Genomic DNA, 12,751 nt, shown 5'->3' with positions numbered 1-12,751 from the left:
CTCGTTTAAACCTGTAAGAATTATTAGTTATTAAATACGATTCACCTAAGATGGATAATCCTAGGTGGGTCGTATTTTTATTTTAAATTTCACTGGTGCTTTATCGGGAGTCCTTTATAATAAAAACGAAGCAAATTAGTAGGAATGCGACTTAGACAATTAATTTCGGAGGTCATAATATGGAAAAATATCGTACAGAAGAAGATACCCTTGGGCCCGTCCAAATCCCAGTAGACGCACTTTGGGGAGCCCAAACTGAAAGAAGTCGTCATAATTTTGCGACTGGTGCCAAGATGCCCCTGGAAATTATCAAAGCTCTTCTACAGATTAAAAAAGCGGCAGCCATCGCTAATAAAAAGGAACAATCAATGGCTGCTGAAAAAGCGGATTTAATTGTAGTAGCTATTGATCGTCTGCTAGCACTGGATGATGCTGAATTACGGAAAGATTTTCCGCTGGTAGTTTATCAAACTGGTTCGGGAACGCAAACTAACATGAATGTAAACGAAGTGGTGGCCCATATGGCTGCTAAAATTAATGCGGAAATAGAAATTTTGCCTAATGATGATGTTAACCATGGACAAAGTTCAAACGATATTTTCCCAACGGCCATGAATATTACAGCTGCAGTAGCGGTAGTACGCTTGGAAGAGGCAGTTCAACATTTAATTGAACAATTAGACCAAAAACAAAAGCAATATTGGAACGTGGTTAAAATTGGACGAACTCACCTCCAGGATGCGACTCCACTAACTTTTGGGCAAGAAATTAGTGGATGGAAGAGCGCCCTTGAACATGATTTGGAATACTTAAAAGAACTTAATTCAACGCTAAGTGAATTGGCAATGGGGGGTACAGCGGTCGGAACGGGTTTAAATGCAGCTCCGCATTTTTCGTCCATAATTGCAGCTCAGATGAGCGAAGTCTACCACTTTGAATTTACGGCGGATTCTAACAAATTTTATGGACTAGCACATCACTCCGGTTTGAATGTGGTTCACGGAGCGATTAAAACTTTGGCGAGTGATTTGATGAAAATTGCTAATGATATTCGTTTCTTGGGTAGTGGTCCGCGGGCAGGATATGGCGAGTTGAAACTACCAGCAAACGAGCCCGGATCATCAATCATGCCAGGTAAAGTCAATCCAACTCAAGCAGAGGCCCTTACCATGGCGGCAGTGCGGGTTATGGCTAATGACGTTGCGATTGATTTAGCTGCAAGCCAGGGCAATTTTGAAATGAATGTTTATAAACCAGTTATCATCAGCTCTTTCTTGGAATCAACCACTCTATTAGAAGGTACGATTCGTAGTTTTACCGACTTGATGATCGCTGGATTAGAAGTTAATGCGGAACGGATGGAAGAATTAGTTAACCATTCCTTGATGACAGTTACCGCCTTATCTCCTCATATTGGCTACCACGATAGTGCTAAAATCGCTCAGCAGGCTGAAAAAGATGGGACCACGCTGAAAGAAGCTGCCCTAAAATCTGGTAAAGTTACCGCTGAGCAATTTGATCAGTGGGTGGTTCCCATTGAGATGACTAATTATGATAAATAGAGGAGTAAAAAGATGACTTTAGAGCCTGTAAAATATAAAAAGTTTATTGCGCCACTAGTTGTAGGTGTGATTCTATGGCTATTATCACCAGTCAAGCCGGTGGGAGTTTCACTAGCAGCTTGGCATATATTTGCAATTTTTGTTGCTACTATTATTGGCTGTATTACCCAACCTTTACCAATCGGTGGGGTAGCGATTGTTGGCTTCAGTATCACCGTTTTAACGGGTGAAGTCCCCATGGATAAAGCTATTACCGGTTTTGGTAACGATAGTATTTGGTTAATTGTGATGGCATTTTTTATTTCCCGTGGTTTCATTAAAACTGGTTTGGGACGACGAATTGCCTTCCATTTTGTTAGCATGTTTGGTAAGAAAACTTTGGGATTGGCGTATTCTTTGATTGGTGTAGATTTAGTGTTAGCTCCAGCTACGCCCAGTAACACGGCGCGAGCTGGTGGGATTATGTTCCCAATTATTGAATCGCTAGCTAGTGCATTCGGATCATCGCCTAAGGATCATACGCAAGGCAAGATTGGTTCGTTCTTGCTGTTCTCAGAATTTCACGGAAACATCATTACCGCAGCAATGTTTTTAACTGCAATGGCGGGGAATCCGTTGACTCAATCTTTAGCTAAGCCCCTTGGAATTCATATTACATGGATGAATTGGTTCATCGCTGGTGTCGTTCCAGGAATTATTTCTTTAATTGTGGTTCCATTGATTATTTACAAAATCTATCCACCAGAAATTAAGGAAACTCCTAACGCTAAAGAATGGTCTAAGAAGCAACTTGATGCGATGGGTAAAGTTAGTACAGCAGAAAAATTCATGGTTTTAACCTTTATCGTTGCGTTAGTATTATGGATTTTAGGATCATTTTTGGGAATCGATGCAACTTTGACGGCTTTTATTGCCTTATCTTTATTGCTGGTTACCGGTGTCCTTTCTTGGGGCGATGTTACTAAAGAAACCGGGGCTTGGAATACGTTAGTTTGGTTTTCGGTACTTGTAATGATGGCTGGGCAATTAAACGAACTCGGATTTATTCCTTGGCTAAGTAAAACGATTGGTACTTCACTCCATGGAATGAATTGGATGTTAGTATTAGTAATTTTAATTCTGGCATATTTCTATAGTCATTATCTTTTCGCTAGTGCTACTGCCCATGTCAGTGCCATGTATGGGGCTTTTCTAGCCGTGGCCGTTTCTTCAGGAGTACCACCACTACTAGCTGCGTTAATGCTAGGATTTTTTGGTGATTTGATTGGTTCAACCACTCACTATGGAAATGGACCTGCTCCCATTCTATTTGGTTCGGGCTTTGTAACGCAAAAAGATTGGTGGCGGATGAATGCCATTCTGGGTGTGGTTTACATCGTAATTTGGGTTGGAATTGGCTCACTTTGGATGAAAGTGATTGGTATGTGGTAAAAAGCCCTTATTATAATCCGTTACTTTAGACGTGTTTTTATATTTCAAATAGATTAGAATGGTTTATGACCCAAAAAAAGAAGCAGGAGAATTAATAAATGGCTTATCCACAATTAGACTTAGAAAATGCAACTGGTACAAAAGTAACTATTAAAACTAACCAAGGTGACATCAAAATTCAACTTTTTGATGAATTGGTACCTAAAACAGTTAAAAACTTTATTGAATTAGCAGAGAAGGGCTACTACAACGGCGTTATTTTTCATCGGGTGATCCCAGATTTTATGATTCAAGGTGGTGATCCTACGGGAACTGGTATGGGTGGCGAAAGCATCTATGGCAGAACGTTTGAAGATGAATTTTCAAATAAGCTCTATAACTTAAACGGGGCCCTATCTATGGCTAACGCCGGTCCAAATACTAATGGTAGTCAATTCTTTATCGTTACTAACAGTAATGTTCCTAAGCGAATGATTAAACAACTTAAAGCGGCAGAATTTCCTGAAGAAATTGTGGAAGCATATCGTCAAGGAGGAACTCCCTGGCTAGATGGTCGGCATACGGTCTTCGGACAAGTGTTCGAAGGGATGGATGTTGTTAAAGCAATTAGTAAGGTAAAACGTAATGGCGAAGATCGCCCTAACGTAGATGTTGTGATGGAACAAGTAATCGTTGAAAAATAAAGTAAAACCCTCTGAAAATTAATTTTTCGGAGGGTTTTACTTATTGTGCTAAATATTTCTGTAAATCTGCAAATTGATTTTGAATAACTTCAGTTCCTTTTTCGTAAAGGGCCATGAGCTTTTTATCATCACGTTCAACCCGAGATACTGAGACGGGTTCTTGGGGACGTATTACAAAGATTTTTCCTTCACGTTCTAAGCGTTCGATTTCTGCTAATGAACGATTATATTGTTGTGGACGATCTGCAAAAGCTTGGACAAAACGTGGAAAATCACGGTATCTAAACTTAACTAAACGATTCATAGCGCGACTATTTTCCGGTTTACGGTAGCTAATGTCGCGAGTTAAGACCACGACGATCTTTTCGTAGCCTAATTCCTGAGCTCGTCTGAAAGGAATCGAGTCAGCGATTCCGCCATCTAAGTATGGCTGGTGATTAACGACCCGGATATCAGATACTAACGGCATACTGGCTGAAGCTTTGACGGCTTCTTCTTGACCATCGGTATCCGTTTTACGGAAAATATCGGCTTTACCAGTTAAGACGTTGGTAGCGGTAATTTCAAAAATCTGTTTACTTTCATTATAAGCTTTATAGTCAAAGGGGCTGTAATCATAACATTCAGGTGAAAACAAAAAATCTAAGTTAAAGATTCCACCATTACGAATGAGGTTGTTAAAGCCGATATAACGTTTATCATGAAGAAAATGGAGATTAACATCAGCGGAACGTCTTTTTTGCTTTGAAATGTAATTCATAGCGGCCATGGTTCCAGCTGAAACTCCATGGATGTACTCGAAATCCATTTGCTTTTCGAGAAAATAATCCAAAACGGCACTAGTAAAAAATGATCTGAGAGCGCCGCCTTCTAGTATTAAAGCTGCTTTTTCCAATGGAATACCTTCTCTCTTCTAATTTTATAGACACTATTTTAGCGCTTTTGATGGAGTTGTGGCAAATACCTCTCCAATTAAGGCGCTATAGAAGTGATACTAGAAGAGCATTAAAGCTAGGGATAGCGTAAAAATTTTCTCATAAAAATTATTTTTCCATAGTTTCTTTACCTAGGAAGCCGATTGCAATTACAGCTATCATAATGGAGATGAAGAAAATTATAAAAGTAGTTGATAAAGCAACGCCTTTTTCAGTTAAAAATCCCACCAAAAGAGGGCCTACGATCCCACCGATGCGCCCAATTCCGGCTGCTAGCCCGGAACCTGTTCCACGAATTTCTTCAGGATATTGCTCCGGAGAATAGGCATAGAGTGCGCCCCAAGCACCAAGATTAAAGAAGGATAGTAAAATACCAGCTAACAATAACATCATCAGCCCTTGAGCAAAACCAAAGGCGATAGCACTGACGGCAGTACCGAATAAGAAAACCATCAAAGTCCATTTGCGTCCCCATCGCTCAATTAACCAAGCTGCCATAAAGTAACCCGGAAGTTGTGCCACAGTCATGATTAACACATAACCAAAACTGTGAACAATACTATACCCCTTCATCACCATGACACTAGGCAACCAAAGAAACATTCCATAATATGAGAATACAACCATAAACCAAACAATCCAAAGCATCAACGTGGCTTTAGCATAGGGACGACTCCAAATATTTTTTAAACGTAAAGCTAGGCGAGCTTTGGGTGTAAAAGAATGATTTGAATCTGCTTCGCGAATACTAAAACGGAGAACCAAGGCATAGAGCGCCGCTAAGGAAGTGATAAACACGGCAATCCGCCAGCCCCAACTGGGAATGATAAAATAAGAGATTAAAGCCGAAATTAACCAACCGCCAGCCCAAAAACTTTCGAGGAGCACTACTGCCCGCCCTCGAACATGAGCAGGGGCGCTCTCCGAGATTAAAGTCGAAGCAACAGGTAGTTCACCACCCAATCCACAACCGACAATAAAACGAATCATAACAAAAGCCGCATAGGTAGTGGTGAAAGCTGAAATACCGTTAAAAATTGAGAAAATTAGTAAACTAATAATTAAAATTGTTTTTCGATTGTAACGGTCGGCCAGCGCTCCAAATAAAATAGCGCCTACAGCCATCCCAAGTGAACTGATACTACCAATCATGCCAACCTGTGATTCAGTTAAATGCCACTCTGACGTTAAAGCAGCAATTACAAAAGATAATATACCAACGTCCATGGCATCAAAAAGCCAGGCTACCCCCGAAGCTGCTAGTAATTTTTTATAGTTTGAAATTCCATTCAAAATCATCATTCTCCTTTTTAGTGTCAAGACACACTCTGAGTTGAATACAAGATTACAACATAAAACAATATTTATCAATGATTTATTTAAAATTAATGTCTTGACACTTGTAACGGGGATTTTCTGATAAAATATACTCAAGGAGCAATGACTTATGAAAATTAATCGAAAAGTAGCTATCAAAAATCAACTATTAGAAACTAAAACACCAATCAAAGCAGGCACATTGGCTAAACAATTTGAGGTTAGCCGACAAACTATTGTTGGAGATATAGCTTTGTTGCGTGCGCAAGGGGAGCCGATTATTTCAACTTCGAGAGGCTATGAATATGCCAAAAATCATCGATTTGAAGAAATGATCGTTTGTCGTCATTTCCCCGATCAAGCAGAGCGAGAAATGGAACTAATTGTTAAAGAACAGGTGACGATCAAAGACGTTATGATTGACCACCCACTTTACGGACAGCTAGTGGGACAAATCCGTGTGCAAAATAGCAATGATGTCAAACAATTTATGCAACATGTACGGGAAGCTAAAGGGCACTTGCTATCTGAATTAACCGATGGTATCCACAGTCATACTTTAGCAGCGGATAAGATGGAAAATATCGAAAAAGCTAAGGAACAGTTAAAAAAAGTGGGAATTCTATACAAAGAAGGTTAACTAAAGGATTTTTACTGGATTTTGTAGTATAGTACAGCCAAATCATTTTGACGGAGGGATGAAATGTATCGAATTGTACTCATCATTTTTATAATTTATGTAATTGTCCAGATTCCATTTGTGATTAAGGCATATTTAGGGAGACGAAAGTATCGGCAAAAAATTAAAGATGGGGAACGAGCTAATCAGCGGCTAATGAAAGAAAAGAAAGATAAGAAGTAAGTAAAAGGTTGAAATGGTAATTGAACGACATAAAAGGATTGGTATGGAGATGATTCCATATCAATCCTTTTATTTATGAAAAATTAAGTTCGTACTGGTTCACGTAGTTTCTTGTTGTACTTCAAGTAGACATTAGTATAAGGGTGTTTACTTTCTGCATGCCAAGGTTTGACGTGACCACAGAAATGAATTAATTTTGGATTTTCACGTGTTTCAGCGTAAAGTTTCAAAAGTTCAGTCCGTGGTGGAACAAGCGCGTCTAACACAATGTTAGATTGGGCATTCCATTTTGGATGTAAGTGTAACCACTTGTCGTATAAAATCGCGTTTAGCGCATCTTGATCATGGAAACGTAGTTTTTCTGGATTATGGTTAATATAGTCTAAGACGCGTTGAGTAACTGCTTGGGAACGCCAGCTAACTAGGTCAATTAACATCATGCCAGAGTTGAAATATTTACTATTATCATGCGTGATACCCATGTGTTCTAATCGATCATGGAAACCAGCATCTTCTACAGCGGCTAGAACGTTGCCTTCCAGTGAGGTTTGCCATAAATCATGTAGATTGGTGTTAGCGATAATATCGCAATCAAGGTAAATGGCACGATTAATATTTGGCAATAATTCTGGTGCTAAGATTCGATAATAGGCAGATTTTAGGATGCGATCACTTTCAACCGCATTTTCTAGTAGCTTTTCATCAACTTTAACGATTTTAATTGAAGCGTTATCGTAACGTGAAATTACACTTCCTAAAATTAACATATCACGTTGATCTAGATGATCGGGGAGAAGGTAGAAATTGTATTGATTTTCTGAGTCATTCTCCAAAATTGAAATATAAGAAGTTGCCAAAGCTTCCACAAAAGCTGAATTAGCGGCAGAAATAACATTAACCACGCCACGATTGATTTCTAATTCGTTAAGTTCTTCGTGGTATTCATCCAAATAAGGATGTTCACTAAGCGTTTTCCAAGGTTTTTCATGTGTTGTAAAATGGACGATTGCCGGACTTTTGATGGCTTCGTTGATCAATTGATCGTAGGCTTCGTTAATTGGACGGTGTTTTCTGAAGACAATCGAATTTTGTAAGTTCCATTTAGGATGTAGCATTTGAACATGGCCCGCGAGAACGGCATTTAAGGCGTCCTGATCATGGAAAATAATGAGATGTGATTGATGTTTAATGTAATTTAAAGTTTTTTCGGTAATGTGGTTTTCATTCCACTTTTTAATATCAATCACTAAAATTCCAGAGTTGAAATAGATATTATTTGCAGCAACTACTGGGTCGACTCCTAGACGATTAAGAGCAAAAGCTTGGCCGGTATCGATCACCGCACCCACAATGTTATGGTTCAATTCCGCATCGTACAACTCGGTTAAATCGTGGCGAACCAATAGATCAACATCTAAGTAAAGAATTCGATCGATATTACGTTTTGCTAGTAATTGGGGAGCCAAAATTCGGTAATATGCAGTTTTGTTAATATGGCTGTTGGTAGGACAAAAAGCAAAGACCGATGGATCCAAATCAAGGTACTCAACCGTGTGCAATCCATGTGCAAGTTTTTTTAAAGCTAGCTTAGTAGAATTACTAAGGTTGTTAGATAGCACAATAAAATTAACACGTGTTTTTTTGTTTAGGTTTTCAAGTGTTGTTTTTATGGTGATCTGTAGTTGGTCGGCATAATTTTCGTCGGCAGCTAATAAAACATTAATATTTTTCAAATTATTGCACCCCTTTTCTTAGTTTGTGGTCACATTATATAAGCGTGTAAACAAAAAAGTAAAGTAATAAGCAATATATATTATAAGTTGAGCAGAATGTTTGCTAAAGCTTACTCAAGCCGATATAATTCGAGGTAATTAATGCAAGTAATTTTTAGGTTGATGGGAGGATGCTTATTATGAGTGTAGTAGTGCCGATTTATAAAGTTAGACTTGGACATAGTGAAGTAGAAACACCTGATCTAGTGTTAGGAGTTACTAACGTGATGCGTGGCGACAATACGGTACGCGGTATTTTAAAAGGCGGTGATGATTTAGTATTGTCAGTGCTACAAGCTCGCAATGGCGAGGCCTTAGTGGGTGACCAATGGATTAAATTTCAAATCCACGATTTAGGAGATCAAGTGGAAGTGAAATGCGATCCAAGCTTTAATATTGCCGATGCATTCTTAAAAATTCAATAAAAAGCTGACGAAATGAACGTAAGTTGCCTCGGATTTGACATTCGATTAAGCATCTTTGCTTCATGTGAAAATAAGTACAAAAAGTAAGACGAAAATAAAAAACTTCAATCGCGATTAAGCAAAGATTGAAGTTTTTTATTTTTTACTTAGATTCTTTGATTTTTTCGGCGATGAAGTCGGCTGAACGACGTAACTTGTAGCGTTCTTCATCGGTAAGTTCGAGTTGGAGCTGTTCTAAAATACCGTCACGTCCGACCACGGCCGGATATGAAAGATAGGTACCATATTCTTCACGATAATTGGAAACGGGAAGAACTTCATGAGCATCATTTAAAACTACATTAGCCAAACGAACGGCAGCGGCAGCAACCCCATAGTTAGTATAGTGTTTACCAACCATTACATAGCGACCGCCCATCCGAGCGTCTTCGTTGATTTGATCTAAGTCTAAATTCCGAGCTTGAGCTAACTTTTTGATTGGTTGGTCAAGAACAGTAACCGTGGACCAAGCGGTAAATTGTGAATTACCATGTTCACCGAGGTTATATCCAGATACCGAGCGAGGGTCAACGCCTAAACCTTTGCCGACGGCGCGCTTCATGCGGGCTGAATCAAGTAGAGTACCAGTTCCAATAACATGCGCTTTAGGTAAGCCGGTGGCTTCTTGGTAAAGTGCGGTAATTACATCTACTGGATTAGTAATTGGAATTAAAATACCATTAAATCCAGATGCTTTAATGGCTTCAGCGACCGCCTGAACTTGTTCACGGTTGTGCGGAAGTTCAGCAAAACGGTCATTATCAGGGTTATCAGTTAAAGCAATCTTACCCAAAGCAGAAATAATTACGTCTGCATCTTTGAGGGCACGATAATCATTTACGATAATGTTTGTGTGACTGGTTAAATTGGGCATTGCATCTTCAAAATCAAGTGCATCAGCACCAACCTTTGCTTCATTTTTATCTATTAAAACTAGGTCGTCAGCGTAGCCGTTTGTGATAATTTGTTGAGCGACTGCTTGACCAACGTGACCCATACCAATGATTCCAATTTTTCGTGTCATTATCCATCACCTCTACCCATATTTTAAGGCACATTTTTGAAAAAAGCTAACGTTAAAGTGCTTTGAAGAAATTAAGGATTAATTTGTTTCAAGGCTGCCTTGGGAACGTCTTTTTTATCAACTTTACTCCAAGAAATAACTTGATTTCGTTTCGCATTGTAGCCAATTTTCAAATATGCGTGGAGCTTTAATGGACGTTCTAGGTTTCCGTTAAATTTAACCGTTATCTTTTGACCAGCTTGGTTATAAGCAGGTTGGTGGTAAGCATAATTCACATAACTACGATTGGAATCATCTTTTTCCACAAATTTAGTGCCTTTATCGACGATTTGAGTGTAGTAATCCTGAGTACCATAGTTAGAGTTATACCAGAAATAGGCGCTTCCAAAAGTAATTAAAAGAATTACGACGACCACGCCACTGATAATCATTCCTTTTCGCATAAGTAAACCTCCTAGTTTTTAGAGCATTAATAAAATTCCCAAGGCTATCCAACCTAGTAAAATTAAAGCAGTTAATTTTTTATAGATAACTAATAGTGCAATGTATTCACGGATTAAAGCACTAGGTAAAAAGTAGAATGAAGTTGGTGATCCTACACCGTTAGCATTTAAGCCAGCTTTACGCGCATAGATTACGCCACGTAAGACGTGGTAATTATTAGTAGCAAAAATAATTTGAGGCGGTTGGGTTCCCTGCCAATCGGCTTCAATTTTCTGCTTGGAAAACTGCATATTTTCGAAAGTAGTAGTAGATTGGTCTTCTAAAATAATTTTGTCTTCGGGTACGGATTGGTTTCTCAAGTACTTAGCCATGGCAAAAGCTTCTGAGACGGGTTCATCAGGTCCTTGTCCGCCACTTACCACAATTTTCACAGCGCCATTTTGTCTTCGATAATATTCGAGGGCTTTATCCAAGCGTCCTTTTAAGAGTGGAGTTACGGTTTCAGATCGTACCCCCGCTCCTAAAACAATAATATAATCCACGTTGCCTTTGATCGGAACCACTTGATAAAGAAATGAATAAAAGAGATAACAAACAAAAATGAAAGTTAAAGTTACATCAATCCCTAAAAGGGTAAGCAAAATTCCAACGAAGCGTCCTAAAAATTGATTCAAAAACAAAATAGCTAAACCAGCAACCAACATGAATAAAAAATTAAGGCCTAAAATAAGCGATAATTTGGCAGTTAAACTTTTGCCTTCACGAGTTTGCATAATGTAGGTGTTAACAATCAAACTGAAGCCGATTACTAACGGCGTCAAAACAATTCCTAAAAGTAGGAAGACCGCAAGGCTAATAATTCCAGTTCTTGAACCTCCTGCCAGATAATTAGCAATCCACAAAGTGGATAATAAAGCTAAGTTAATGCAACTACCAGCAAAAACAATCCCCGCAATAAAATCTCGCCGATCTAAATATAAATAAGTTCCGGAAATCAAAAAAATAATTATCGAAATACCAATTATAAACATAGCAGAGCCCCCAATGTTATTGATTTAGTCATAATTGTGTTGAGGTGCATTAATAACTCACCTAAATTATCATAAAAAGGTCCTGCAATCAAACTATAAGCTGATTACAGAACCTTTTTCAAAAAATTGTTAGTTTAAATAGTAAACGTTCCGATACATCATCGGTTTAGATGGAGAAATAATGATATTACCGAAGCCGGAATGGTGGATGGCATCGGGAAGCATTTGAGGTTCGATTGCTAATCCGATGTTGGCTGCCATATCTTGATTGCCATTAATTTTGAATGGCTCTTGTGGCTCATTAGTAGTAAAGAGGGTAAAGGCATTGGCAGAAGTTTGAACCCGTATCTTACGACCAGATTCAGGATCTTCCAGCGTAAGTTGAGGCGCTTCGATGCTAGGTTCAACTTTGAAAGCAGTGTCTAATCCGTCTGATACTTGATCAAGGATGGATTGCATTGAAGTTGGATGGTGCAAGTCATACGGTGTGCCATCCACGTTTAATAAATTACCAGTGGGAATTAACTCTGCATCAACTTCTGCGATTACATCGCTTTTTAATTCAATTTGATGTTGCTTAATTGAACGCTTAGCATCCCCGCTAAGATTAAAGTACATATGATTAGTGGGGTTGAAGAGGGTTTGTTTAGAAGCGTGACCGATATAAGTTATCGAAAATTCATTTCGGTTATTTAAACGGAAAATAGCATCGATGGTTAAATCACCAGGAAAGCCATTTTCACCGTCAATACTAAAACGTTTAAGAACTAAACCGACTTCTTCTGGGCGGATAAATTTACTGATTTTCTTCCAATTAACGTAGCTAAGTGAAGGCTTATTACCTCCGTGTAAAGTATTTTGACCTTCATTTTGATTTAATTGGTAATCGCGCCACTTACCATCTTTAATCCGGCCGGCAACCCGCGCAACCGAAGCACCAAAATAATCGTTGTGCTTTGGATAAGTTTGGGGATTATCAAAGCCTAAGACAATATTTTCGACATTCCCTTTTTTATCAGGGGTATTTACAGCGACTACCGTAGCCCCTAGGGTACTGATAGTAACAGAAACATGGTTGTCATTAGAAAGCGTGTACCAATTTACGTTTTGGAACTCTTCTTTATTAATCTTCAAAATACAATCCCTCCTATGTCTTCTTATAATTGATTTTATCACAATGAAACCGATTACAGTTAGCTTTATGATGAATGTTTTTGTTTTACTTT

General features: G+C 38.7%; 13 protein-coding genes. 6 read left to right on the top strand and 7 right to left on the bottom strand.

What is annotated here, in order from left to right; all coding sequences use genetic code 11:
• Positions 1-179 precede the first annotated feature (179 nt).
• The 3 genes from HFC68_RS07635 (at position 180) to HFC68_RS07625 (ending at position 3,676) form a co-directional block, all read left to right on the top strand.
• Positions 180-1,562: a class II fumarate hydratase gene (locus HFC68_RS07635; protein ID WP_011672927.1), complete on the top strand. Its 1,383-nt coding sequence runs from the start codon at positions 180-182 to the stop codon at positions 1,560-1,562.
• Positions 1,563-1,574: 12 nt separating this feature from the next.
• Entirely contained in the window at positions 1,575-2,993 is a 1,419-nt protein-coding gene (locus tag HFC68_RS07630) for an anion permease (protein ID WP_011672928.1), read from the top strand.
• A 98-nt stretch (positions 2,994-3,091) separates the two neighbouring features.
• Positions 3,092-3,676, top strand: a complete 585-nt coding sequence (locus HFC68_RS07625; RefSeq protein ID WP_002834487.1) for a peptidylprolyl isomerase — start codon at positions 3,092-3,094, stop codon at positions 3,674-3,676.
• A 40-nt stretch (positions 3,677-3,716) separates the two neighbouring features.
• Here HFC68_RS07625 and HFC68_RS07620 read toward each other — a convergent pair whose 3' ends face one another.
• The gene (locus HFC68_RS07620) at positions 3,717-4,571 is read right to left on the bottom strand and encodes a patatin family protein (protein ID WP_002834486.1); all 855 of its coding nucleotides are present in this window, start codon (positions 4,569-4,571) and stop codon (positions 3,717-3,719) included.
• Positions 4,572-4,719: 148 nt separating this feature from the next.
• Positions 4,720-5,913, bottom strand: coding sequence for an MFS transporter (locus HFC68_RS07615; RefSeq protein ID WP_099046111.1), 1,194 nt, complete (start codon positions 5,911-5,913; stop codon positions 4,720-4,722).
• A 145-nt stretch (positions 5,914-6,058) separates the two neighbouring features.
• On the opposite strand from HFC68_RS07615, the gene HFC68_RS07610 reads away from it, so the two are divergent.
• Entirely contained in the window at positions 6,059-6,568 is a 510-nt protein-coding gene (locus HFC68_RS07610; protein ID WP_011672930.1) for a transcription repressor NadR, read from the top strand.
• 63 nt (positions 6,569-6,631) lie between these two features.
• Entirely contained in the window at positions 6,632-6,790 is a 159-nt protein-coding gene (locus tag HFC68_RS07605) for a hypothetical protein (RefSeq protein ID WP_002834483.1), read from the top strand.
• Between the two features lie 83 nt (positions 6,791-6,873).
• Here HFC68_RS07605 and HFC68_RS07600 read toward each other — a convergent pair whose 3' ends face one another.
• On the bottom strand, positions 6,874-8,523 hold the full coding sequence (locus HFC68_RS07600; protein ID WP_011672931.1) for a glycosyltransferase family 8 protein: 1,650 nt from the start codon (positions 8,521-8,523) through the stop codon (positions 6,874-6,876).
• Positions 8,524-8,702: 179 nt separating this feature from the next.
• Here HFC68_RS07600 and HFC68_RS07595 point away from each other — a divergent pair, with 179 nt between their 5' ends.
• A complete protein-coding gene (locus HFC68_RS07595) occupies positions 8,703-8,987 on the top strand; it encodes a hypothetical protein (RefSeq protein ID WP_002834480.1) in 285 nt (94 codons plus the stop codon).
• A 142-nt stretch (positions 8,988-9,129) separates the two neighbouring features.
• Here the strand turns inward: HFC68_RS07595 and HFC68_RS07590 are convergent, their stop codons facing one another.
• The 4 genes from HFC68_RS07590 to HFC68_RS07575 form a co-directional block, all read right to left on the bottom strand.
• Entirely contained in the window at positions 9,130-10,050 is a 921-nt protein-coding gene (locus HFC68_RS07590; RefSeq protein ID WP_011672932.1) for an L-lactate dehydrogenase, read from the bottom strand.
• Between the two features lie 71 nt (positions 10,051-10,121).
• Complete coding sequence (locus tag HFC68_RS07585) at positions 10,122-10,493, bottom strand: YxeA family protein (RefSeq protein WP_002834521.1); 372 nt, start codon at positions 10,491-10,493, stop codon at positions 10,122-10,124.
• Between the two features lie 18 nt (positions 10,494-10,511).
• Positions 10,512-11,525 (bottom strand): YdcF family protein, encoded by a 1,014-nt coding sequence (locus HFC68_RS07580; RefSeq protein WP_002834519.1) that lies wholly within the window; start codon positions 11,523-11,525, stop codon positions 10,512-10,514.
• Positions 11,526-11,654: 129 nt separating this feature from the next.
• On the bottom strand, positions 11,655-12,659 hold the full coding sequence (locus tag HFC68_RS07575) for an aldose epimerase family protein (RefSeq protein ID WP_011672935.1): 1,005 nt from the start codon (positions 12,657-12,659) through the stop codon (positions 11,655-11,657).
• Between the last annotated feature and the right edge of the window lie 92 nt (positions 12,660-12,751).

This window comes from Pediococcus sp. EKM201D, assembly GCF_011800215.1.
In the GTDB taxonomy this organism is placed as follows: Bacteria; Bacillota; Bacilli; order Lactobacillales; family Lactobacillaceae; genus Pediococcus; species Pediococcus pentosaceus.
Note: the sequence above shows the minus strand (reverse complement) of the source record. Positions and strands in the feature narration are given on the sequence as shown.